The organism is Sphingomonas lycopersici (assembly GCF_026130605.1).
GTDB lineage: Bacteria > Pseudomonadota > Alphaproteobacteria > Sphingomonadales > Sphingomonadaceae > Sphingomonas > Sphingomonas lycopersici.
Genome location: NZ_JANFAU010000005.1, coordinates 155,924 through 178,710, shown reverse-complemented (window position 1 = coordinate 178,710; position 22,787 = coordinate 155,924). Strand labels below are relative to the sequence as shown.

23 protein-coding genes and 1 tRNA gene are annotated in these 22,787 nt (G+C 66.7%); 10 read left to right on the top strand and 14 right to left on the bottom strand.

What is annotated here, in order from left to right:
- Nucleotides 1-89 precede the first annotated feature (89 nt).
- A complete protein-coding gene (locus tag NED98_RS12415) occupies nt 90-878 on the bottom strand; it encodes an SDR family oxidoreductase (RefSeq protein ID WP_265313226.1) in 789 nt (262 codons plus the stop codon).
- Nucleotides 879-1,018: 140 nt separating this feature from the next.
- Here NED98_RS12415 and NED98_RS12410 point away from each other — a divergent pair, with 140 nt between their 5' ends.
- The 4 genes from NED98_RS12410 (at nt 1,019) to NED98_RS12395 (ending at nt 4,816) form a co-directional block, all read left to right on the top strand.
- A complete protein-coding gene (locus tag NED98_RS12410) occupies nt 1,019-1,846 on the top strand; it encodes an SDR family NAD(P)-dependent oxidoreductase (protein ID WP_179510943.1) in 828 nt (275 codons plus the stop codon).
- On the top strand, nt 1,843-3,336 hold the full coding sequence (locus NED98_RS12405) for an MFS transporter (RefSeq protein ID WP_349293260.1): 1,494 nt from the start codon (nt 1,843-1,845) through the stop codon (nt 3,334-3,336). Before NED98_RS12410 ends, NED98_RS12405 begins: the two co-directional genes overlap by 4 nt.
- A 194-nt stretch (nt 3,337-3,530) precedes the next feature.
- Nucleotides 3,531-4,049, top strand: coding sequence for a CHAP domain-containing protein (locus tag NED98_RS12400; RefSeq protein WP_179510944.1), 519 nt, complete (start codon nt 3,531-3,533; stop codon nt 4,047-4,049).
- 119 nt (nt 4,050-4,168) lie between these two features.
- Nucleotides 4,169-4,816: a hypothetical protein gene (locus NED98_RS12395; protein ID WP_265268538.1), complete on the top strand. Its 648-nt coding sequence runs from the start codon at nt 4,169-4,171 to the stop codon at nt 4,814-4,816.
- 166 nt (nt 4,817-4,982) lie between these two features.
- Here the strand turns inward: NED98_RS12395 and NED98_RS12390 are convergent, their stop codons facing one another.
- Both NED98_RS12390 and NED98_RS12385 read right to left on the bottom strand, forming a co-directional pair.
- Nucleotides 4,983-5,366 carry a PaaI family thioesterase gene (locus tag NED98_RS12390; RefSeq protein WP_179510945.1) on the bottom strand — a complete coding sequence of 128 codons (384 nt, stop codon included), beginning with the start codon at nt 5,364-5,366 and terminating at the stop codon, nt 4,983-4,985.
- The gene (locus NED98_RS12385) at nt 5,363-5,815 is read right to left on the bottom strand and encodes a PaaI family thioesterase (protein WP_265268540.1); all 453 of its coding nucleotides are present in this window, start codon (nt 5,813-5,815) and stop codon (nt 5,363-5,365) included. Before NED98_RS12385 ends, NED98_RS12390 begins: the two co-directional genes overlap by 4 nt.
- A gap of 104 nt (nt 5,816-5,919) precedes the next feature.
- Here NED98_RS12385 and NED98_RS12380 point away from each other — a divergent pair, with 104 nt between their 5' ends.
- Nucleotides 5,920-6,702 (top strand): crotonase/enoyl-CoA hydratase family protein, encoded by a 783-nt coding sequence (locus NED98_RS12380; RefSeq protein WP_265313225.1) that lies wholly within the window; start codon nt 5,920-5,922, stop codon nt 6,700-6,702.
- Between the two features lie 96 nt (nt 6,703-6,798).
- Here NED98_RS12380 and NED98_RS12375 read toward each other — a convergent pair whose 3' ends face one another.
- Nucleotides 6,799-7,563 (bottom strand): DUF1134 domain-containing protein, encoded by a 765-nt coding sequence (locus tag NED98_RS12375; RefSeq protein ID WP_179510947.1) that lies wholly within the window; start codon nt 7,561-7,563, stop codon nt 6,799-6,801.
- Between the two features lie 174 nt (nt 7,564-7,737).
- On the opposite strand from NED98_RS12375, the gene NED98_RS12370 reads away from it, so the two are divergent.
- Nucleotides 7,738-7,827, top strand: a tRNA-Ser gene (locus tag NED98_RS12370).
- 164 nt (nt 7,828-7,991) lie between these two features.
- On the opposite strand, the gene catB is transcribed toward NED98_RS12370, so the two are convergent.
- A complete protein-coding gene (gene catB / locus NED98_RS12365; protein WP_265313224.1) occupies nt 7,992-8,630 on the bottom strand; it encodes a type B chloramphenicol O-acetyltransferase in 639 nt (212 codons plus the stop codon).
- 208 nt (nt 8,631-8,838) lie between these two features.
- Nucleotides 8,839-9,432 (bottom strand): methylated-DNA--[protein]-cysteine S-methyltransferase, encoded by a 594-nt coding sequence (locus NED98_RS12360; protein WP_179511009.1) that lies wholly within the window; start codon nt 9,430-9,432, stop codon nt 8,839-8,841.
- 242 nt (nt 9,433-9,674) lie between these two features.
- On the opposite strand from NED98_RS12360, the gene NED98_RS12355 reads away from it, so the two are divergent.
- Nucleotides 9,675-10,079 carry a winged helix-turn-helix domain-containing protein gene (locus NED98_RS12355; protein WP_265313223.1) on the top strand — a complete coding sequence of 135 codons (405 nt, stop codon included), beginning with the start codon at nt 9,675-9,677 and terminating at the stop codon, nt 10,077-10,079.
- Here NED98_RS12355 and NED98_RS12350 read toward each other — a convergent pair.
- Nucleotides 9,961-10,959, bottom strand: coding sequence for a cytochrome-c peroxidase (locus NED98_RS12350; RefSeq protein ID WP_265313222.1), 999 nt, complete (start codon nt 10,957-10,959; stop codon nt 9,961-9,963). The two genes, NED98_RS12355 and NED98_RS12350, sit on opposite strands and share 119 nt — an antisense overlap.
- Nucleotides 10,960-10,965: 6 nt before the next feature.
- Nucleotides 10,966-11,496, bottom strand: coding sequence for a hypothetical protein (locus NED98_RS12345; protein ID WP_265313221.1), 531 nt, complete (start codon nt 11,494-11,496; stop codon nt 10,966-10,968).
- 97 nt (nt 11,497-11,593) lie between these two features.
- On the opposite strand from NED98_RS12345, the gene NED98_RS12340 reads away from it, so the two are divergent.
- Nucleotides 11,594-13,651 carry a TonB-dependent receptor plug domain-containing protein gene (locus tag NED98_RS12340; protein ID WP_265313220.1) on the top strand — a complete coding sequence of 686 codons (2,058 nt, stop codon included), beginning with the start codon at nt 11,594-11,596 and terminating at the stop codon, nt 13,649-13,651.
- Here NED98_RS12340 and NED98_RS12335 read toward each other — a convergent pair.
- Nucleotides 13,645-14,214: a hypothetical protein gene (locus NED98_RS12335; protein WP_265313219.1), complete on the bottom strand. Its 570-nt coding sequence runs from the start codon at nt 14,212-14,214 to the stop codon at nt 13,645-13,647. The genes NED98_RS12340 and NED98_RS12335 overlap by 7 nt on opposite strands.
- Nucleotides 14,215-14,344: 130 nt before the next feature.
- Between NED98_RS12335 and NED98_RS12330 the strand changes: the two genes are divergently transcribed.
- On the top strand, nt 14,345-15,325 hold the full coding sequence (locus tag NED98_RS12330; RefSeq protein ID WP_179511014.1) for a phosphoribosylaminoimidazolesuccinocarboxamide synthase: 981 nt from the start codon (nt 14,345-14,347) through the stop codon (nt 15,323-15,325).
- 319 nt (nt 15,326-15,644) lie between these two features.
- On the opposite strand, the gene NED98_RS12325 is transcribed toward NED98_RS12330, so the two are convergent.
- The 4 genes from NED98_RS12325 to NED98_RS12310 all read right to left on the bottom strand — a co-directional run bounded on the left by NED98_RS12325 (nt 15,645) and on the right by NED98_RS12310 (nt 20,662).
- Nucleotides 15,645-16,004, bottom strand: a complete 360-nt coding sequence (locus tag NED98_RS12325; RefSeq protein WP_265313218.1) for a hypothetical protein — start codon at nt 16,002-16,004, stop codon at nt 15,645-15,647.
- Nucleotides 16,005-16,060: 56 nt separating this feature from the next.
- Nucleotides 16,061-17,515 carry a serine hydrolase domain-containing protein gene (locus tag NED98_RS12320; protein ID WP_265268549.1) on the bottom strand — a complete coding sequence of 485 codons (1,455 nt, stop codon included), beginning with the start codon at nt 17,513-17,515 and terminating at the stop codon, nt 16,061-16,063.
- Nucleotides 17,516-17,549: 34 nt separating this feature from the next.
- Nucleotides 17,550-18,590, bottom strand: a complete 1,041-nt coding sequence (locus tag NED98_RS12315) for an N-acetyltransferase DgcN family protein (protein WP_265268550.1) — start codon at nt 18,588-18,590, stop codon at nt 17,550-17,552.
- Between the two features lie 65 nt (nt 18,591-18,655).
- The gene (locus tag NED98_RS12310) at nt 18,656-20,662 is read right to left on the bottom strand and encodes a serine hydrolase domain-containing protein (protein ID WP_265313217.1); all 2,007 of its coding nucleotides are present in this window, start codon (nt 20,660-20,662) and stop codon (nt 18,656-18,658) included.
- Between the two features lie 201 nt (nt 20,663-20,863).
- On the opposite strand from NED98_RS12310, the gene NED98_RS12305 reads away from it, so the two are divergent.
- Complete coding sequence (locus tag NED98_RS12305; protein WP_265268552.1) at nt 20,864-21,490, top strand: helix-turn-helix domain-containing protein; 627 nt, start codon at nt 20,864-20,866, stop codon at nt 21,488-21,490.
- A gap of 151 nt (nt 21,491-21,641) precedes the next feature.
- On the opposite strand, the gene NED98_RS12300 is transcribed toward NED98_RS12305, so the two are convergent.
- Nucleotides 21,642-22,787 carry a dipeptidase gene (locus tag NED98_RS12300; RefSeq protein ID WP_265313216.1) on the bottom strand — a complete coding sequence of 382 codons (1,146 nt, stop codon included), beginning with the start codon at nt 22,785-22,787 and terminating at the stop codon, nt 21,642-21,644.

The window sequence follows — 22,787 nt, the reverse complement described above, 5'->3', positions numbered from 1 at the left end:
TCTAGCTTCCACCCCGGCGCAGGCCGGGGTCCAGCATCGGGCCGGTCGTAACTGGGCCTCGGCCTGTGCCGGGGCGGAGAGATCTTGTCCTACGGCTCGATGCTCGTTCCCAAGGCGGCGTTAACGAGTCCGCCGTCGACCACGAGCGTATCCCCCACGACATAATCCGACGCGCGGCTCGCAAGGAAGATCGCGGCGCCCGCCATATCGTCGAAATCGCCGATACGGCGCATCGGGATCGTTTTCGCCACTTCATCGCCATGATCGCGCGCGGCGCGGTTCATCTCGCTGGCGAAGGCGCCGGGGGCGAGGCTGGTGACGATGATCCCGTCCTTCACCAGCCGTGCCGCCATCCGCTTGGTGAGATAGATCAGCGCCGATTTCGACGCATGATAGCTGTAGGTCTCCCACGGATTGAGCCGGAGCCCGTCGATCGAGGTGATGTTGATCACCTTCGACGGGCGGTCGTGGCTCGCCTGCCGCTTGAGCAGCCCGTGAAGCGCCTGCGTCAGGAAGAAGGGCGATTTCACGTTGAGGTCCATCACCTTGTCCCAGCCGCTTTCGGGAAATTCCTCGAACGGCGCCCCCCATGCGGCCCCGGCGTTGTTGACGAGGATGTCGAGATGATCCTCGCGCGCCGCAATGTCCGCGGCGAGCGCCTGGCACCCCGCGACGGTCGACACGTCATGCGGGATCGGGATGCAGTTCGGCCCCAACTCGGCGGCGGTTTCCTCGCAAGCGGGGGCTTTGCGCGAGGAGATGTAAACCTTCGCGCCCTGGTCGATATAGGCCTTGGCGATGATCTTGCCGATCCCGCGCGATCCCCCGGTGACGAGCGCGACGCGCCCTTCGAGGCTGAAAAGTTTGCTCAGGCTCATCGCTCTCTCCTGCATCCTTGTTCGATGTCCTCGCGCTACCGGAGGCGCTCGCGCGAAGCAAACCGATAGTTCGAACCGTCATATGATTGACGTGGGGCAGCCCCATACTATGCTGCCGAAAAACTTGGAGAGGAGAATTTATGCGCTTCACGGGCAAGCGCGCCGTCGTCACCGGCGGCGCCTCCGGCATCGGCCGTGCCACCGCGATCCGGCTGGCGGAGGAGGGGGCCGAGGTGTGGATCGGCGACGTCGACGAAGCGGGCGGGCGCGAGGTGGCGGAAACCTCGAACGGCCGCATCCGCTTCCAGCGCTGCGACGTGACCAAGGCGGAGGATATCCGCGCGCTGATCGAGGCGGCGGAGGCGGCCGGCGGCGTGGACGTGCTGTTCAACAACGCCGGCGCCGGCGGCGCGCGTGAGCATATCGACGAAATCTCGCCCGACGATTGGGATCGCACCCAATCGCTGCTGCTGCGCTCGGTCGCGCTCGGCATCCGCTATGCCGCGCCGTTGATGGCGAAGCGCGGCGGCGGGGCGATCGTCAACACGTCGAGTGTCTCGGCCTTGGGCAGCGGCTATGCCCCGATCGCTTATTCGACCGCCAAGGCCGGGGTGCTCCATCTCACCAAGGTCGCCGCGGCGGAACTCGCCAAGGATTCGATCCGGGTCAATGCGGTGGTGCCCGGGTTCATCACCACCAATATCTTCGTCAGCGCGCTCGATCTGCCGAGTGACAAGCGCGCGGCAGCGAATCAGGTGATCGGCGGGATTGCAGCGCACGCGCAGCCGGTGAAGCGCGCCGGGCGCCCGGAGGATATCGCAGCGGCGGTGGCCTATCTCGCCAGCGACGATGCGGCGTTCGTCACCGGGACGCACATTCTGGTCGATGGCGGGCTGACGATCGGCACGCGGCAGAGCTGGGATCCCGAAATGCCGGGCATGTTCGAGGCACTGGAGTCGATGGCGTGAATGCCCGCATCACGCCCGCCGAGGCGATGCCGCTGACGACTCCGCCGGCGCGTCGCCTGTCACCGGGCGTGATGGGAAGTTACGGCTTCGGCGCCGCGGCCTATGGCGTCAAGGATTCGGGCTTCGGCACCTTCCTGCTGCTGTTCTACAATCAGGTCGTCGGGGTGCCGGCGGCGACCGTCGGCTTCGTGGTGATGATCGCGCTGATCGTCGACGCGTTCGTCGACCCGACGGTCGGTTTCCTCTCCGACCGCACACGCAGCCGCTGGGGGCGGCGGCACCCGTGGCTTTATGGCGCGGCGCTGCCGATCATGCTCGGCTGGGTCGCGCTGTGGAATCCGCCGATCGGCCAATCGCATATGCTGATCCTGGTGTGGCTGTTCGTCACCGCGGTGCTCGTGCGCAGCGCGGTGAGCGCTTATGAGGTGCCGAGCCAGGCGATGGCGGTCGAGCTCAGCGCCGATTACGACGAGCGCACGCGGATTATGTCCTACCGCTATCTGTTCGGCTGGCTCGGTGGGTTGCTGATGCTGGTCGCGGCCTATGTCTATTTCCTCGCGCCCGCGCCGGGCTATCCCAACGGGCTGCTCAACCCGGCGGGCTATCGCGGCTTCGCGATCGCGGGCGCCTTGTTCATGGGGCTGGCGATCCTCGTCTCGGCGATCGGCACGCATCGCGAGATCCCGCGGCTGCCCAATCCGAAGATCGAGAAGCAATCGCTCGCGCGGAACCTGCGCGACATGGTCGAGACGCTGAAGAACAAGGCGTTCGCAGTGCTGATGCTGGCCGGCCTGTGCGCCTATACCGGGCAGGGGATCATCTACGCCATCTCCAATTACGTCGCGAGCTTCGTGTGGCGCTTCGAGGGGATGACGTTCCTCTATTACAGCATCACCTTGTTCGCCGGGGTCGGCGTCGCCTTCGTCGTCGCGCCGGCGGTCGGGCGACGCGGCAGCAAGCCCAGGATGGCGGCCTGGGCGTCGACGATCGCGGCGGTGCTGGGCACCGCGCCCTTCTGGCTGCGGCTTGCCGGCTGGTTCCCGGCGGTCGGCGATCCGTGGCTGCTGCCGCTGGTGTTCCTCTTCGCCGGGCTGTCCACCGCCGCCGGGGTCACCGCCTATATCACCGGCGCGTCGATGCTCGCCGATGTGGTGGAGGAATCGGAGGTGCGCACCGGGCGGCGCTCCGAGGGGCTGTTCTTCGCCGGCGGCTTCTTCATCCAGAAATGCACCAGCGGGGTGGGCATCTTCGTCACCGGGCTGATTCTCGCTGCGGCGGGCTTTCCGGCGAAGGCGGTGCCCGGGCAGGTGCCGGTGCCGGTGCTCGATCGGCTGACCGCGATCTACGGCGCCTGCTACCTGCTCTTCTATTGCCTCGCCGCCTTCTTCTATGCGCGATTCCCGTTCGGTCGCGGCGAACATGAGGCACGGCTGGCGCAGCTTGCTGCAACCGGCGTCCTCGAGTCGGAACCCCGCCAGCCCGCAGCATGACCCCCCCATGAACCGCATTCGGATCGAGTCATCGGCGCGTCGAAACGATTCATCGGAAACGCCGCGGGCGGCACTTGGTTTCCTTGGTTTCTGCCCGTAGCCGGAATTCACCGAACGTCCTGTTGACCGGGGGGTCGCAAGTGAATTTGAAGGTTTTGGCTGCGCGTTTTGCGCTGGTGGCTTCGTGCGGCCTGATGGCAGCCGCCCCGGCGTCTGCTCAATTCTGGCAGTGCGCCACCTATGCCCGCGAGATTTCCGGCATCCAGATCCGCGGCAACGCGAACACCTGGTGGGGCCAGGCCGCCGGCCGCTACGAGCGTGGCGCCGAGCCGCGCGTCGGCGCGGTGCTGGCGTTCAAGCCGACCCGCCGCATGCGCGTCGGCCATGTCGCGATGGTTTCCCGCGTCGTCAGCGATCGCGAAGTGCTGCTGACCCACGCCAATTGGTCGCGCCCCGGCCGCGTCGAAACCAATGTCCGCGCGATCGACGTGTCCCCCAACAACGACTGGTCCGAGGTCAAGGTGTGGTACGGGCCGACCGGCGATCTCGGCAGCTCGACCTATCCGGTCAACGGCTTCATCTACGCCGATCATGCGCCGGAAACGCGTCCGGCGCTCGACAACGGCACCGAGCGCACCACCGCGTTGGCCAATGTGGCGATCGCCGCGGCCGCCAAGGCGCCGGTGACCGGCGGACTTTCGCTCGCACAGTAAGCGCCGCGATGCCGCGCGCCATTGCCAGCGCGCGCGGAACGATTATGGTGCAGCGCATACGGGGCCGCCTTCGATCGCAAGCGCGGCCCCATGTTGTGTTCGAGCCAAGGTATAGCCCCGTGACCCTTCGCCAATCCGTTGCCCCGATTGCCCTTCTCGCTGCGTTGGGGGGCTGCGCGAAGACCGGCGACATCGATCTCACCTCCGGCGTCGGCATCACGGCGGTGCGCTCGGCCTGCCCGGTGGTCGGGGTGCCGGCGGGGACGGGCGACATCACCTTGTTCGATCCGGCAACCAGCCAGGACGAGCGCGCGATCGATGTGGTGGCGAACATCACCAATGTCCGCTCGACCTGTGACGACAGCGGCGCCGAAGTGGCGACCACCGTCACCTTCGACGTGCGCGCGCGTCGGACGCGGACCGAGGGCGCGCGCGACGTGACCTTGCCCTATTTCATCACCGTCGTGCGCGGCGGCAATGCGGTGACCGCCAAGCGCATCGGCCGCGTCGGGCTGCATTTCGACGCGGGGCAGGCGATCGCCTCGACCAACGGCCAGGCCTCGACCACGATCAACCGCGAGGCGGCGACGCTGTCGAAGGAAGTTCGCGACAAGCTCAATCGCAAGCGCAAGGCGGGCGAGCAGGATGCCGCGGTCGATCCGCTGAGCGCGCCCGACGTGCGCCAGGCGGTGCTCTCGGCCAGCTTCGAGGCGCTGGTCGGCTTCCAGCTGACGCAGGATCAGCTCAAATATAACGCCCAGCGCTGAACCGTAAGACCGGGTGACGCCTATGGCAGGGTATCGTGCGCAAAATATGCTCCGTTCGCCCTGGGCTTGTCGAAGGGCTGTCCTTCTTCCTCGCGAAGAAAGTACACGGCTTCGACAAGCTCAGCCCGAATGGGAGAGGTAATCGCTGCGTAACGCCGCGTGCGGCTCAATCCCGCTCGATCAGATAGTTCATTCGTGCCGCGGCGATCGGCCGGCTGCGATCGTCCTGCCACGCGAAGGCGTCGACATTGGCGACGCGGTTGCCGAGCCGGGTGATGCGCCCCGCCGCGCGGGTTTCCAGCCCGCGGCCGCCGCGCATGAAATCGACCGTCACGTTGATCGGCTTGATCCGGCCGCCGCCTTCGTTTTCCAGCGCATGGCGCAGCGCGGCGATCGCCGCCACCTCGAGCAGCCCGGAGATCGCGCCGCCTTGCAGGAAACCGGGCCGGCCGAGCACGTCGTCGTGGAACGGCATCACCATCACCGGGGTGCCGTCTTCCGCCAGCTCCAGCGTCGCCTTGAGCAATCCGGTATAGGGGGGCAGCTTCATTTGGCGGCTTTCGGATAGGCGCCGTTGGGCACCATGAAGGTGGCCGCGACATGCGCGATCGGGTCGTCGATATCGCCGTCATGCGCGATGCCGCGCGTGAAGGAGATCGATCGCGCGATGCGCAGGCATTCGGCGCGGCCGATCACCGTTTGCCCCGGCCGCGCCGGGCGGAGGTAATCGATCCGCAGGTCGAGCGTGGCATGCGGCGCGAAGGCGCCGATTTTCTGCCACACCGCGATGCTGGTCGCCATGTCCATCATCGCGATGATCGGGCCGGAGGCGAGCACGCCGCTTTCCTCGTCGCCGATCAGCTCGTCCGAATAGGGCAGCGCCAGCTCGACCCAATCGTCGCCGCGCGCATGATAGCGAATGCCCAGCCGCCCGCCGTGGCCGCCGAACGACCGGCCATTGGCCATCCCGATCGGCATGGTTGTGGGATCGAAGTTCATGGCGCGTCTCTACGGACCAAACTCGCGCAGGACAACGCCGCGTGCCGTTGTCCTTCGCGCGATTGGACCGTAACGCTGGTGCGACAAAGCCATAGGAGAGCGCGATGGAACAGCGGGTGACGATCACGGTTGCGGACGGCGTGGCCGATGTCCGGCTCAATCGCGCCGACAAGATGAACGCGCTCGATCCCGCGATGTTCGCCGGGATCAACGATGCGATCGCCCAGCTCGCCGGGATGAAGGACGTGCGCGTCGCGGTGCTCTCGGGCGAGGGACGGGCGTTCTGCGCGGGGCTCGATATGGCGTCGATGGCCGGCGGCGGATCGGGCAACGATCTCGCGGCGCGCAGCCACGGCCTCGCCAATGCGCCGCAGAATGTCGCCTGGGGGTGGCGCGAGCTGCCGATGCCGGTGATCGCGGCGGTGCACGGCGTCGCGGTGGGCGGCGGCTTTCAGGTGATGTCGGGCGCCGACATCCGCATCGTTCACCCGGCGACGCGGATGTCGATCCGCGAAACCTATTGGGGGCTGGTGCCCGATATGGCGGGCGTCGCGCTGTGGCGGACGCTGGCGCGCGACGACGTGCTCCGCGAGCTGACCTATACCGCGCGCGAATTCTCCGGCGCGGAGGCGCTGGGCTATGGTTTCGCGACCCGGCTTGACGAGGAGCCTCGCACTGCCGCGCTGGCGCTGGCACGCGAGATCGCCGGCCGCAACCCGCAGGCGGTGCGGGCGTCGAAGCGGCTCTACAATCTTGCGGCCGACGCGGATGCCGCAGCGGTGCTTCGCGCCGAGAGCGCCGAGCAGATCGCGCTGCTGCGCTCGCCCAACCAGATCGAGGCGGTGCGCGCCAATATGGAGAAGCGTGCGGCGGTTTTCGCTGATTGACGGGGCAGACCGGCCGACCTCAGCACATTGGCCAGTTCGTCGTCACGCCGGGCCTGACCCGGCATGACGGTAAAAGAGCGGACCCGGGTTGGCTGCTCAGAAGGGCAGCCACTTCGATTTATGGCTGAACTTCATATAGCCGACATTGACCCCGGCGCGCCAGCCGACCCCCAGCCGCACCGGGATCAGCACGACATTGCCGCGCCGCAAATAGGTCGCGGCGAAGCCGCCGACGAAATAGAGCCGCCCCTCCGCGGCGGGGAAGCGGCGGTACAATTCCTCGGTATCGTAAAGGTTGTAGACCAGCACGAAGACCTTGTTGGCATCCCCGCCGAGGTCGAAGCCGACCGACGGCCCGGTCCAATAGACCGGCATCTGTCCCTCGACCTTATGGGTCATGATCCCCGAGCCGTAACGCAGCCCGACGACCACCGCGCCCGATGCCTCGCGCCCGGCGATATAGGCATTGGGCTCGCCCTGCTCCTTGAGGATCTTTTCGATGATCCCGGCAAGGCCCGCGGCGCCCTTGCCGAACACGCCTTCGCCCGCGCTGATCAGATCGTCGCGCTTGAAGGTCTCGGCGGCGTTGCTCGTCTGCTGCGCGCGCTCGGTGCGCATCGTGCTGCTGTTGTCGCCGGCCGGCGCCGGCGCCTGGGCCGGCGGCGGGGCGGACTGTTCGGGCATCGGCTCGTCGGGATAGTTTTGCGGCGCGGGCGGCGGCGTCTGTGCCGATCCGCGCGGGGCGGGGGCGATATCGTTGTCGATCGCCTTGTTGGGGTCGATCGTGCGGACCTGAGCGGGGGCGGCCGCGCCGACCATCACCGTCGCGGTCAGCCCTAGGGCCAGCATCACCTTGCGCATCTTCGTCATCCCCCCGGGCACAAAATCGTCCCGATCAGCGATTCTAGCGCCGTCGCGGCTTTCGCGGCAATGAACCGGACGACGACCCGAGTCGATTTCGCGCCGAGGCGAATCGTTGCACGATCGGTTGATCGCACCGATTCCGCTCGCTATAGGCCCCCCTCACGCCGCACCGGAGACGTGGGTGAGTGGCTGAAACCAACGCTTTGCTAAAGCGTCATACGGGAAACCGTATCGAGGGTTCGAATCCCTCCGTCTCCGCCAGTTTTCCTTAAAATTCATGTAGTTAAACTGGGTGTGCGGCTCGCCGGCCCCGGTTCTCCACGCGCTTTCGCGGCCAATTCCAGCGCATGATCGCGTCGAATCGTCGTCCCGCCCGTCCGCTTTGGGGGGGCGGACGGGCGGGAGTTTGACGCGACCGATCGCGCTTAACGTTCGATCTCGCCGATCTTTTGCCAGTGCGCGTGAAGCGCCGCGATATCGCCACTGGTGAGCAGCGGCATCGCCGCGTGGAGCTGGTCCTCGCTCCAGTCCCACCATTTCAGCGCGAGTAGCCGCGCGATATCGGCGTCGTCGAACCGTTTGCGGATGACCCGCGCGGGATTGCCGCCGACGATCGCATAAGGCTCGACATCGCGCGCCACCAGCGCGCGGGTGCCGATCACCGCGCCGTCGCCGATCGTCACGCCGGGCATGATGATCGCCTCCGAACCGATCCACACGTCGTTGCCGATGATCGTGTCGCCTGCCGGCTGGTAGCCGTTCGCCGCGCCGGCGAAGGCCGGCACCTCCGGCATCCAGAAAAAGGGAAAGGTGCTGATCCAGTCGTTCCGGTGGCCCTGGTTGCCTGCCATGATGAACGCGGCGCCCGATCCGATCGAGCAGAAGCTGCCGATGACGAGCTTGTCCGCGTCGGCATCGGGCAACAGGAAGCGGGCGCAGTCGTCGAAGCTGTGGCCGTGATAATAGCCGGAATAATAACTGTAGCGCCCGACCGAGATGTTGGGGTGGGTGACCTGACGATCGAGTGTGATGCCCTTGAACGGGCTTTCGAAGAAATTGCGCATTGAAAAATACCACCGAATGCTGGCCGCCGGTGTGGCAGCCGATCGCGCGTCGACGCACGCGCGGAGAATCCGGCGAGCCGATCGGGCCAGCCGGGGCAACGGCTTCCCGCGGCGAAACGCGGAAAGCGGATTCAGATGGTACAGTCTGCCGACTTCATCGCGGCATCATGCGCCGGATCGCACCTCGGACACAAGGACGCCCTGTTCCTTAGAAATCGAAGCCGGGCTGCTCGGGCTTCTTCGCTTCGGGCTTCTTCCCCGCGTCGACCGCGATCGACACGCCTTCGAGCTCGAGCATTCGCGCCTTGGAGAAGGAGCCGCCCGGCGCCGAAAACCCGCCGATCTTGCCGCCCGCGGCGGTGACGCGGTGGCACGGGACGATCAGCGGGATCGGGTTGCTGGCCATCGCCTGGCCGACATCGCGCGCGAATTCCGGCCCCGCGCCAAGCTCCTTGGCGATCGCGCCATAAGTGGTGGTCTCGCCCCAGCCGAGCTTGCGCACCCGATCGTAGACGCGCGCGAAGAACGGTTCCTGTTCGCCGAGATCGATCGGCACATCGCCGAAATCGACGCGCTCGCCGGCGAAATAGCGACACGCTGCGTCGACGATCGCGCGGACCGGGGCGGGCGGGTCGACGATTGTCGCATCGGGCGCGCGCCGTAGCAGCGCCCAGCTCGCTTCGCGCGCGGTCCGCGCCGGCAGGCGAAAGCTCGATATGCCGCGATCATTCCATCCGATCGCGGCATGGCCCGCCGCGGTTTCGAAGACATGATAGCGGGTGGCAAGTGCTGGCTGAGTCACATCTAACCCCGATCGGCAACCTTGCCGATGTGGGACGGGATCGTCGAAACGTCCAGATCGCTCGCGGCCGCGATGATCGAGCGCAAGGAGCGGTTCGAGAACATCGCGCTGGATTTCCTGCTCGCGCGATAGCTAGCCCCTCGTCGTCCCGGCCGCTCGACAAACCGGACGCGCGGCTTCAACATCGTGCGCGCTCAACGGGCCGATGTGACGTGGAACGATCCAAACCCTTCAAACTGAAAATGCAGATTTTGTGCGGTGACGAAATCGCGTTCGGGCCGGGCAAGGCGGATCTGCTCGAGGCGATCGCGCGCGAAGGATCGATTTCGGGCGCCGGCCGGGCGCTGGGCATCAGCTATCGGCGGACGTGGCAATTGGTCGATATGATGAACCGCTGCTGGTCCGAGCGGCTGGTCGAGACGCTGCACGGCGGCGGGCGCGAGCGCGGTGCGCGGGTGACGCCGTTCGGCGAAAACGTGCTTGCGCATTATCGCCGGGCGGAAGCGCGCCTCGCCGAGGAAGCCGCGGCTAGCCTCGCGGGGCTGATGCGCGACCTGCGTCCGGCGCCGCTGCCGGCGAAAGCGGGCGCGGGCAGCCCGGCGGCGGCAGCGACAAACGAGGATCGTGCAGGAAAGCCGCGTCGGTAAGCCCGGTCAGGAAATCCGCGAGCGCGGCGATCGTCGCGTCGTCCAGCCCGCGCGCGGTGTCGTGGCGGCGGATCGCATCGGCGAGCATCGGCGCGCTGCCGTCGTGGAGATAGGGGGCCGAGACCGCGACATTGCGCAGCCCGGGGGTCTTGAACCGCCCCGCGTCCGCCGCGCGTCCGGTGATTTCGGCGAGGCCCGTGTCGCGCGCATTCGCCGCGGGCGGGGCGATCGCGTGGAAGCGATCGTCGGTCAGGTCGGTGCCCGCATGGCAGGCCGTGCAACCCCGCGTCGCAAAGGCGCGCAGTCCTGCGCGTTGCGACGCGGATAAAGCATCCTGCCGCCCGGCGCGATAACGGTCATAGGGCGTGTCGCGCGAGATCATCGTGCGCTGGAACGCGGCGATCGCCGTCACAACCTGCGTGGCGTCGATCACCCCGCCGCTCGGGAAGGCGGCGCGGAATTGCGCGCGATAGCAGGCGTCGGCGCCCAGCCTTTTGCCGATCTCCGCCTCATGCCCCTTCATCCCCATCTCGATCGGATGCGTGCCGAACAACGGGATCGCGGCCTGCGCCTCCAGCGTCCGCACGCGCGGATCGCCCCAGGTCAGCGCGGCACGCGCGGCGACATTGGCGAGGCCCGGCACGTTGCGTCGCCCCGGCGCGCCGGTGACGCCGGGATGCGTCGCATTGCCGTCGCTGAACCCGCGGCGCTGTTCGTGGCAGGTCGCGCAGGCCATCGTCCCGTCGACCGACAGATCGGCATCGTAGAACAGCCGCCGGCCCAGCTCGACCTTTGCCGCCGCCGTGTCGTCACGCGCGGCCGCCACCGCGATCGCGCCCGCGGCGAGCGCCGCCGCGGCCAGAGCCAAGCGAACCGGCATCGGCGATCAGGGCAAAGGTGCGATCAGCACCGTCAGTTCGGCCGTGGCATTGGCCGAGATCTGAAGCACGTAATCGCCCGGCTCGAGCGAGAAATCGACCATCTTGCGGATCGTCGAGCAGGCGGGGCCGTGGCCGTGCGCGGTCGAGACGACCGCCTTGCCGTCGCGCACCACATCGATCCACGCCGCTGAACCGAGCGCGACGCGATAGCCGCCCGCGCGCGCGATCGTGAATGCCAGCAACCCGCCGTGGCTCACGCTGCCGCCGGGCTTTTCGGGCTGGAGCGGGTAATGCACCGTCGGTGTCGGCAGCAACGTTACCGTCGCGGCCTTGCCCGGAACGAGCGTTGCGCGCGCCACCCCGTCGCGATCGGTGGCGGCGGCGAGCGGTGCGGGGGTCGCCCAGCCCGCCAAAGCCGCGGGCAGCGCGGGTTTCGCTTCGGCGGAGCAGGCGGGGGGCGTTTGCGCCGATGCCGCCGGCGCGGTCATCGCCATCATCGCCGCCGCCCATATCGCGCGCGTCCACTGCCGATCCATCTTTGCCCCCGTTTCGAATCCGATCTCTATATCTGGATATATACAGAGCTTCGATCGCGGTCTATGCGCGCCGGGCGAAACCGCGAGGGGGAATGCGATGCGAACGATCGTTGCCGGGCTGCTCGTGTCGAGCGCGATCGTCGCCGCCCCGCCGGTGCTGGCGCAGGCGCAGGACAATGACGCGGCGTTCGGCCTCGGCCAGATCGTCGTCACCGCGCCCAAGGTCGAGGGTGTGGCGATCGGCGGCGATACCCTGTCGTCGGATGCGATCTTCGCCTTCGATCGGCAGCGGCTCGACGATGCGGTGAACCTCATCCCCGGGGTCACTGCCTCGAACACCGGCGGATCGCGCAATGAACGGCTGATCCTGGTGCGCGGGTTCAACCGCTTCCAGGCGCCGCTGTCGATCGACGGCGTGCGCGTGTTTCTCCCTGCCGACAATCGGCTCGATTACGGCCGCTTCCTCACCAGCGACATCGCCGAGGTGCAGGTCGCCAAGGGCTATGCCTCGGTGCTCGACGGGCCCGACGGGATGGGCGGCGCGATCAACCTCGTGACGCGCAAGCCGACCCGGCCGATCGAGGCGCAGGTGCAGGCGACGCTCAACCTCGGCCGCGCGGTGGACTATGCCGGCTATAATGTCGCCGGGCTGATCGGGACGCGGCAGGACAAATATTATGCGCAGGCGAGCTATGCGCGCAACGATACCGATCATTGGGATCTCGCCGGCGGCTTCGTCCCGACGCCGAGCGAGAATGGCGGGCGCCGCAACCTTTCGGCGGCGCGCGACTGGCGCGTGAACTTGAAGGCAGGGTTCACCCCCAATGTCACCGACGAATATTCGATCAGCTATACCAAACAGAGCGGGATGAAGCTCGCCCCACTCAGCACCACCGATCCGGCGGCGATCCAGCGCGCCTGGACCTGGCCTTATTGGGATATTTCCAGCGTCTATTTTCTGTCGACCACCGCTTTGGGCGAGATGGCGACGCTCAAGACCAAGATTTATTACAACCAGTTCGACAATCTGCTCAGCGCGTGGGACGACGCCAGCGAAACCACCCAGACCAGGCCGCGCGCGTTCAACAGTTTCTATCACGACAAGGCGTGGGGCGGATCGGCGCAGCTCGATCTGCGCCCGCTGCCCGGCGATACGCTGAGCCTCGCGGCCTTCTACCGCCGCGACAAGCATGTCGAATTCCAGCAAAGCTTCCCCGGCGGCGGGTTCGAGCCGCCGCAGACCTCGATCGAGGACGGCTATAGCATCGCGCTGCAGAATATCGCCGAGCTGGCGCCCGCGCTGACCTTCACCGCCGGCATCAGTTACGACTGGAAGGATCTGCGCCGCGCGGAGGATTACGCCAATAACGCCTTCGTCTTCTATCCGCTGGTCAATCATTCGGCGCTGAACGGGCAGGGGCGGCTGTCGTGGAAACCGTCCGAAACGAGCGAATTGCACGCCAGCATTTCCGATCGCACGCGCTTCCCGACCTTGTTCGAACGGTTCAGCTCGCGCTTCGGCGGGGCGGTGTCCAACGCCAATCTCCGGCCCGAGCGTGCGGTGAATTACGAGATCGGCGGATCGCGCCGCTTCGGCATCTGGCGCGCGGAGGGCGCAATCTTCTATTCGCACCTCACCGACGTGATCGTCGCCGAACCGTTCATCTTCACGAGCTGCACCCCCGCCGGGGTCTGCACGCAGAATCCGGTGACCAAGAGCTTCAACCTCGGCCGCGGCAATTTCTACGGCGGCGAGCTGTCGGTCACCGCGCAGCTTCTCCCCGGTCTCGCGATCGGCGGCAATTATACCTACACGCATCGCGACTTGCGCGATCCCGGCGTACCGATCTTCCGCCCGACCGACGTGCCGACGCACAAGGCGTTCATCTATGCCGATTGGTCGCCGGTCGCCGCGGTGCATGTGCGGCCGAGCGCCGATATCGCCTCCGATCGCTGGACGGTGAATACCGCCGGCACCGCTTATTTCCGCACCGGGAATTATGTCGACGTGGGGCTTGCCGCCGATTGGGATGTCTCGCGCCGGCTGACGATCGGGGTGGGCGCGCGCAACCTGCTCGATCGGAATTACCAGCTCGCGGCGGGCTACCCCGAGCCGGGGCGCAGCTTCTTCGCGCGTGTTGCGGCGCGCTACTGACGCGTATCGACCGCAATCCAGTTGGTTTCCCAGCTTCGGCCGTTATCCGCGGAATAAGCCTGTTCGAAACGGGCTTCTTTCGCGGTCGCCGTGATCACGAAGCGGACGAGGATCGCGCGCCCGTCGAGCGTATCGTGCGCATAGAACAGCCCGCGGCCGTGATCGCCGAAGCCGCCGTAAACCGGGGTCGTCAGCGTGCCGCTGCGTGCATTGGCGTAGTTGAGGCTCCATTGCCGCGATCGCGGATCATACAGCCGCAGCGCCGCGCCCTCGATGCGCCCGGCGGTGCCCGAGACCGACAGTTCGACGAGATTGAACCGGCCATCGAGGATCGGGCGGACCACGCTCGTTCCCTGATAATCGGCCCAATCCGGCGCGGCGCCCGACAGCGGATTGCGCAGTAGCCGCAGCCGCGTAGTCCAGGTGCCGAATTCCCAGTCGAAGTCGTGGCGACCGTCGCGGCTGGCCTGGGCCTTGGCGGGATCGGGCGGCGGTGGCGTCTGTGCGACTGCACTCCCGGCGATCAGCGCAGTAACGGTGCAGATCAACGTCGATTTTCGCATCGGTCGTCGCTCTTTGCTGTGTCGGGCGCGATATAGGGCAAATCCCGCTGCCCCGGAAGCGCGCCGGCCGCCCGCTGACAATGCCGGCGCATCCGGCTAGGGCGAACCTCCGGTCCCGGAGAATCACTGAATGTCGTCGATCGATTTTACCGCTTTCGCATCGCGCACGCTGGACGATGCGACGATCCCCGAACTGCCGAACCATTATCGCGGCAAGGTGCGCGACAATTACGATCTGGCCGACGGGCGGCGGATCATCATCGCCAGCGACCGGCTGAGCGCGTTCGATCGCATCCTGTGCGCGATCCCGTTCAAGGGCGAGGTGCTGACGCAGACCGCGCGTTTCTGGTTCGAGCAGACTGCGGACATCTGCGCCAATCACGTCCTCGATTATCCCGATCCCAACGTCCTCATCTGCCGCCGGCTCGACATCCTGCCGGTCGAGATCGTCGTGCGCGGTTATCTCGCGGGGACCACGGGCACCTCGATCCTGACCCTCTACAAAAAGGGCCAGCGCACGATGTACGGCATGACGCTGCCCGATGGCCTGCGCGACAACGCCCGGCTCGCCGCGCCGATCATCACGCCGACGAGCAAGGAATTCGACGGCGGACATGACGAGCCGCTGACCCCCGCCGAAATCCTCGAGCGCAAGCTCCTGACCCCGGCGCAATGGGACGAGCTGAGCGCGACCGCGCTGGCGCTGTTCGCGCGCGGGCAGAAAATGGCGGAAGCGCGCGGGCTGATCCTCGCCGACACCAAATATGAGTTCGGCGTCACCCCCGACGGCACGATCGTCCTCGCGGACGAAATCCATACGCCGGACAGCAGCCGTTACTGGCGGCAGGCGACCTATCAGGCGCAATTCGAGGCCGGCGAGCGGCCCGACAGCTTCGACAAGGATTTCGTGCGCTCGTGGGTCGCGGCGCGGTGCGATCCCTATCATGATCCGATCCCGGCCATCCCGCGGGACCTGATCACCGGCACCGCCGCGGTCTATGCCGAGGCGTTCGAGACGATCACCGGCAAGACCTTCGCACCCGATCTCGGCGGCGCGACGGTGCTGGAACGCATCCGCGCGCGGCTGGCTCCGCTGTTCGGCGCGGGGTGAATCACGGTAACGGGCGCACAACACGATCCACCCCGGCGTAGGCCGGGGTCCAGTTACGAGCGGCCCGATGCTGGACCCCGGCCTTCGTGGTCCCCGCAAAGTATTACTTTGCGGGGTGCCCCTTCGCCGGGGCGGAAAAGCGAACGCACGATGCGCTAGTGGTGAGAACACAACGGATGGTTCCCGCTTCTCTCAGCCGTCATGCCGGGCTTGACCCGGCATCCAGAGTTTCAGGCGGTGTCCTTTGTGGCTCTGGATGCCGGGTCAAGCCCGGCATGACGGGAAAGGATTCCGGGACTCCTCCGTCTGAATCAATCCACTAGCGGCGGTAACCGAAGCGGCTGCTCTCGAACGATACCACGGCGCCGGCATTGTCGCCGAGCGGGATCGCCGCGGTGCCATAGATGCCGCGCGTGCCGTAAGAGCCGATCATCATCCCCACCTCGCCGTGGATTCCGCGATCCATGCGTTGCGACTGGGTCAGTTCGCCGCGCGCGGCGGCGGCGCTGTCCACCGTGTTGCGATCGAGGATCGCGTTGCGCTGTTCGTCGGTGAGGCGAACGGTGTCGGCGTCGCCGGCGGCGGGCGCCGGCGCCGTTTGTGCGAGCGACGGCACCGCTCCTACAAGGGCGAACGCAGTCGCGAACACACGGAAGCCGAGCGGCGTGGGGCGAGTCATGGCGCCCTTCTTATACCGTCCAACCCGACTGGCAAATGAACGACACGCGGTGTCGATCACGGCTTCACGAGATGGAAGGTCTCATAAGGCATCGAGGCGAAGGACAGGCGCGGGTCCTGGCTGTCGCCGAAGAACTTGATCCGATCGTACGGACCGCCGGCACGCGCGCCGGTGATTTCCTCATATTCCGCCGGCCCGATCTGCTCGTAGGCGGTCTTGCGCCCCGCCGCGGTGACGGTGACGATATGCGCGCCGCTCGCCTCGACCTTGATGTCGTTCTCGGGATCGGCCGGCGCCGAATAATCGCGGCGGTTGGCGCGATAGCTGCCGAGCACCGGTGCCGATTTGCCCGTGTAGCGCGGCGCGGGCGCCTGGGGAAACAGCCGCCCGATCAACGCGTTGCGCAGCTCGGTCCGCGCGATCCCGCTTTCTGGGCCGCCGGTGAACGAGATGAAGAGACCGATGTTGCGTTCGGGCGCGATGACGAGATCCGAGTGGAAGTCGACCGTGTTCCCGGCATGCCCCACCATTCGCGGCCCGGCCTGACGCTCGACGAGGAAGCCGTGCGCCATCCCCGGCAGGCCGGGGACATTGGCGTAAAGATCGCTTTCGAGCAGCGCGACCGATTGCGCGCTGAGGATGCGCTTGCCGTCCAGCGCGCCGCCCCCGAGCAGCGCCAGCATGAACCGCGCCATATCCGGCGCGGTCGCGCTCGCCGAGCCCGCCGGCATGATCGAGCTGAGATATTCATAAGGCTTGGGGACGAGCTGACCGTCGACCCATTTGTGCCCGTCCGCCATCCGCGCGGCGAGCGCCGGGGGCAGAGGCTCGCGGAAGGTGGTCGAGGTCATGCCCAGCGGGGCAAAGATGTGGCGCTCGACATAATCGGGATAGGCTTCGCCCGATACGCGCTCGACGATATAGCCGGCGAGCGCGGCGCCATAGTTCGAATAAGCGATCTCGGTCCCCGGCGCCCACAGCCGCTGCGGAATATGCGCCTTGATCCACTGCTGATAGGGGGTGATCTTGTCGGGGCTGTCGAACAGGAAGCCGCCGAGATCGCTCATCCCCGGGCTGTGCGACATCAGATCGCGCACGCGGATCGGTGCGCCGTTGAAATCGGGGATGCGATAATCGAGGTAGCGGTTGACGTCGGCGTCGAGGTCGACCTTCCCCGCCTCGATCTGCTGCATCAGCGCGACCCAGGTGAACAGCTTGGAGACCGATCCGGGGCGAAACAGGGTGCGCGCGCCGTCGACCGGCACCTGCTTGGCGACATTGGCGAAACCATAGCCGCGGGTGAACAGCACGCGGCCGTCCGCCACCACCGTCACCACCGCGCCCGCTACCTGTCGGCTGGCGATCTGCCCGGCGACGACCCCGTCGACGAAATCGGGGAGCCCGGCGAGCCGATCGGCCTGAACCGCCGGCGCCGGCCGGGGCGGTTCGGCGAAAGCGAGCGACGATGAACAGGCAAGCGCGGCGCAGGTAAGAGCGCGAATCCAGGGCATCAGAATTCTCCGAACGAAATGAAGAGGGCGCGGCTCACGGTACGCCGAGGCAGCTCGCAACCAGTTGGTCGAAGGCGGCGCCGCGCCGGATCGGGTCCGCAACCGGAAGCCCGAGCCGCTCCGCGTCGCGCGCCATCAACGCCGCGGCGGCATCGGCGTCGAGCGCGGCGGTATTATAGGCGAAGCCGGCGCAGCGGATCGCGGGGTTGGTCCGCCGCCCGAGCGCGATCGTCAGGTCGACGATCTCCTCGACGGTCGGCACGCCATAATCGGGAACGCCGAGCAGGTGCGCGCGCCCCGGTTCGTGGCAGACGACGAACACGTCGGGCTGGCTGCCGTGGAGCAGCCCCAGCGATACCGCGGCATAGGCCGGATGCAGCAACGATCCCTGGCCCTCGATCACGTCCCAATGATCGGGCGCGGCGTCGGGCGACAGCGATTCCGCCGCGCCGGCCTCGAAATCGGAGACGATCGAATCCATCGGTATCCCGCCGCCCGCGATCATGATCCCGGTCTGCCCGCTGGCGCGAAAATCGACCGCGACGCCGCGCGCGGCAAAGGCGTCGGCGAGCGCTAGGGCAGTATATTTCTTGCCGAGCGCGCAATCGGTGCCGACCGTCAGCAGCCGCTTGCCGCTGCGCTTGCGCCCGGTGGCGATCGGTAGCCCGGCGGGCGGGGTGCGCACGTCGAACAGCCGGCGGCCATGATCTTGTGCGGCTTGCGCGAGGCCGGGCACATCGGTGAGCCGGCTGTGCATCCCGGCGATCAGATCGAGCCCGGCGGCGAGCGCCTCGATCAGCGCGGGCCGCCAATGCGGCGGGATCACGCCGCCGCGGTTGGCGACGGCGATCACCATCGCCTTCGCGCCCCTCGCCGCGGCGTCAGCGGGGGAGAGCTGCGGCAGCCCGGTGCGCACCGCGGCGGGATCGCAGGCATATTCGCCGATGCATTTGTCGGCGGCCCAGTCTCGCAATCCGAATGCGGTCTTGGCGAAGCCGGGTTCGACGACGTCGCCGACGAACAGAAGATAGGGAGAAGGAAGTTCAGTCGCGTTGTTATTATTATCCAGGCTCATCCGGTCATCCTCTCGACGTGGCATAGATGGTGGCGATCATCCTGCATGACCGCCACCACGCTTCGTCAATATTTCGTCGAGATCGACAGGAGGCTGTAGCTGTAGCCGACGTAAAGGATGATCAGCGTCGCGAGGAGGATGAGCACCGCCCAGAGCTTGCTCGTCCACTTGCGCCCGTCGTGCTGCGCCAGCCAGAGGTTCCAGCCGGCAACGCCGACCGCGCCGATCAGCACCACGATGCTGAGGATCTGGAGCAGCACCAGATACGGATCGAGCACGCCCGACAGGTTGCGCAGATTGGCGAACATCGCGGTGATCATCGCCGCCCAGCCGATCACCACGCCGACGACCAGCCCGGCGGCGATCCGCGTCGCGCGATAGACGGTGAGCGGGCGACCCGAGAGGTTGAGCGAGGCCTTGTAGCGGCGCCGGATCGCCCAGCCGATCGGCCATGCGAGGAAGGTCAGCGCCAGCACCGCGAGGCTGAGATAGGTCGCCGGCGTCAGCCACGACGGCGAGATGCTCGCGGGAACGCGATCGAACACCATGAACGGCGAGATGCCGCCGATGCTCCAGCGGACGACCTTGCCGTCGACCACCTTCGCGGCGAGCTGTTCATGACCGAAGCGGTCGCGCCACACGAACGGCGCGATCTCGACCCATTCGCGCGGGCGGCCGCCGGGCGTCTTGAGCGACGGCACCACCAGATTGCCCTTTTCGTCGACTGTCACCTCGGTCGGCCCGAGCAGCCCGGCGAGCGCGAGGAAATTGGTTTCGGAGCGGCGGCTGTTGCGCCACGTCCCGGCCATCATCTGCGCATGCTGTTTCGCGGTCTGCGCATCGACCCGCGCGGTCACCGGCTTGCCGGGGAAATAGCGATCGGCGAAATCCTCGAACAGGCTGGTGCGCAGCGCGCCGACCGCGCCCATCTTCCCCGGGCTGTTGAACGACACGTACAGCCCGACATGATCGTTGATGAACAGATGCAGCGAGGTGTGGAACGCCACGGTATCGCCGAGATGCGCGATCACCTCATGCCCGTTCACATTGGTCTCGAAAAAGCCGAGCTCCATCCGGTTGAGCGGCGGGATCAGCGATTGCGGGTTCACCTTGTCGAGCGGGCTGTTGTGCATCATCGCCGCGATCTGCGGGCTGAGGATGCGCTTGCCGCCCAGTTCGCCGCCCTGCAGATGGGCGAGCATGAACTTCGCCATATCGACGCCCGAGGCGGAGAGCGACCCGGCCGGCGCGGGGCCGACCAGTTCGAACGCTGCGGCGGTGCCTGGCTTGGGATAGCCCGTCGCCATCTGCCCGACGAGCTGCTTGGGGAGCGGCTGGCGGAAGGTCGCGTTGGTCATGCCGAGCGGGGCGAAGATGTGGCTGTCGACATAATCGTCGAACGACTGGCCCGAGGCGCGCTCGACGATATAGGCCGCCAGCGCGGTCGCCCAGTTCGAATAGGCCGGAGTGGTGCCCGCATCATAGATGCGCACGGGCTGCGACGCCTTGAGGAAATCGCCGAGCGGGCGCAGGTGATCGGGATCGTAGAAGATCACGTCCTTGCCGGTTTCCTCGAACCCGGCGGTGTGCGTCATGATCTGGCGCAGCGTGACCGGCTGGCCGTTGCGCGGCGGAATCTTGAAATCGATGTAGCGATTGACGTCGGCATCGAGATCGAGCTTGCCCGCCTCGACCTGCTGCATCACCGCCGTCCAGGTGACGAGCTTGGAGACCGAGCCGGGGCGGAACAAGGTGCGATAGGGATCGACCGGGGTGCGCTTCGCGACATCGGCATAGCCGAAGCCGCGCGCGGTGAGCAGCTGCCCGTCCTTGACCACCGTCACCACCGCGCCGGGGATGTCGCCGCTGCGCAGCGCATAGGGCATATAGCCGTCGAGCCAGACGTCGACGTCGCTCTTGGTCAGCGCCGCGCCGGCCGGAAGCGCGGCGGCGGGGGTGGTGGCTGCCGCAGGGGCGGGGGTGTTCGGGGCTGGTTTGTCATTCCCTTGGGCGAGCGCGGCGCTGGCGACCAGCGCCACCGCTCCTAATGCCCAGGTCCGCATCGACCGCATTCTCTCTCTCCCTGTTCTGCCCGTGGCGCGCGATTTGGCCCCATCGGGAGAAATGTGCCGATAGTTTGGCAATAGCAGGATGTATGATCCTAATCGGAGAAATATGTCAATCCGGGACCTTCTTCGGAAACGGAGGAGATTGCGTCGCCAAGCGCAACGATGCTACGCGCATCTCCAATTAGAGACTGGGATGATGAGCGAATGGCGAAGCGACGCTCGACGTTAGGCGCGGTGATCAGGCAGTTGCGCGACAGCAACGGATGGACGCTGCGCGAGATGAGCGAGCGCACCGGCATTCCGGTCTCCACCTTGTCCAAGGTCGAGCACAACCGGCTGACGTTGACCTACGACAAGCTGCAGGAGCTGAGCGTCAGGCTCAACATCCGCATGTCCGATCTGTTCGCCGAAAGCGACGCCGCGCCGGAAGCGGCGCCGGTGACCGCGCGGCGCAGCATCGGCACGCGCGAAAACGCCTTCCGCGTGCAGACCGCCAATTACGATTATTATTATCTCTGCACCGAATTGCGCCGCAAAAGGATGATTCCGAATATCACGACGATCCGCGCGCGGACGCTCGAGGAATTCGGCGAGCTCGTCCACCACGGCGGCGAGGAATTCATCTTCGTGCTCAAGGGCAGCATCGTCGTCCACACCGAATTCTACGATCCGGTGACGCTCGAACAGGGGCAGTCGATCTATATCGATTCGAACATGGGCCACGCCTATCTTGCCGCGCCCGATTGCGACGAGGCGGTGACGCTGGCGGTGATGTCCAGCGCGGACGACGACCTGATGGATTCGCTCCTCAACATCCACGGCGAACGCTGAGGCTATTCTTCCTCTGACTCCCCTCCCTCGTGAAGGGAGGGGCTGGCGGTGGGTGGGTATGAGGCGGGTGCTGCGGTATCCCCCACACCAACCCACCCCCGCCCCCTCCCTGGTGAAGGGAGGGGAGAAGGAAGAAGCGATCGGCCGCGCCTCACTTCCACGTCGCGCCCAGCAGCCGCCGGAAATTCCCCCCGAGCACCGCGCGCACATCGGCGTCGCTATAGCCGCGGCGCACCAGTTCCTCGGTGAGATTGTAGATCTTGAGCGGGCCGCTGAACGCCTCGATATCGATCTTGTCGCGGAACGCGTAGCTGCCCTTATACCCCGCCTTGAGCGCGGCATATTGATCGGGCGCCATCTTGTCATAGCCGTAGAGATCAGCGTCGGTGCCGATCCCGACATGATCGATCCCGATCAGCTTGCGGACGTGATCGATATGGTCGGCGACATTGGCGATCGTCGTCGGTTCCTGCCCGCTGACGAAATTGCGCACCCCGGTGATCCCCATCACCCCGCCCTTGGCGCCGAGCGCCTTGATCGCCTCGTCGGTCTTGGTGCGGGGGTGGTTGTTGATCGCGCGGCAATTGCTGTGGGTGATCGCGATCGGCACCGGCGATACCGCGATCGCGTCGAGCGTCGTGCGATCGCCGCAATGCGAGGTATCGACCAGCATCCCGGCGGCGTTCATCGCCTTGACGACCTCCACGCCATAATCGCTGAGCCCGCCGTCGACCCGGTCGGTGCAGCCCGATCCGATCAGATTTTGCGTATTATAGGTGAGCTGCGACACGCGCTGGCCGAGATTATAGAAGCGCGCGACATCCTTGGCGGTGCGGAAGTGATCCGAATCCTGCAGCCCCATCATCACCGCGGCCTTGCCCTGGCGCTTGGCGCGATCGATGTCGGCGGCGTCGCGGACGAGCGTGAACACCTCGTCATTATGTCCGACGAACGCGCTCCACCCGGCGAGGAATTCGAGCACTAGCGCAAAGGCATCGGGGCCGCCGACGCCGACCGAATTGTGGAAGGCGGTGATCCCGCTCGCGCGGAAGTCGGCGATCTGCGCCTCGGACAATTTGGCCGCGACGGTCTCGGGGCGGAAATCGAGCGACAGCGGGCCGAGCATGTCGATGACGAGCGAGCTCTTGACCAGATCGACGACGCGCTTGGCATAAGTGCGCGTCGACGCGGCGTGGACGCGATACATGCCGGTGTTGAGCATCGGGAAGGCGACGAGCGTCGATGCCGTCGCCATGCCGCCGATCATCGCCCGGCGCGTCACGCGGGTCTTGTCCAT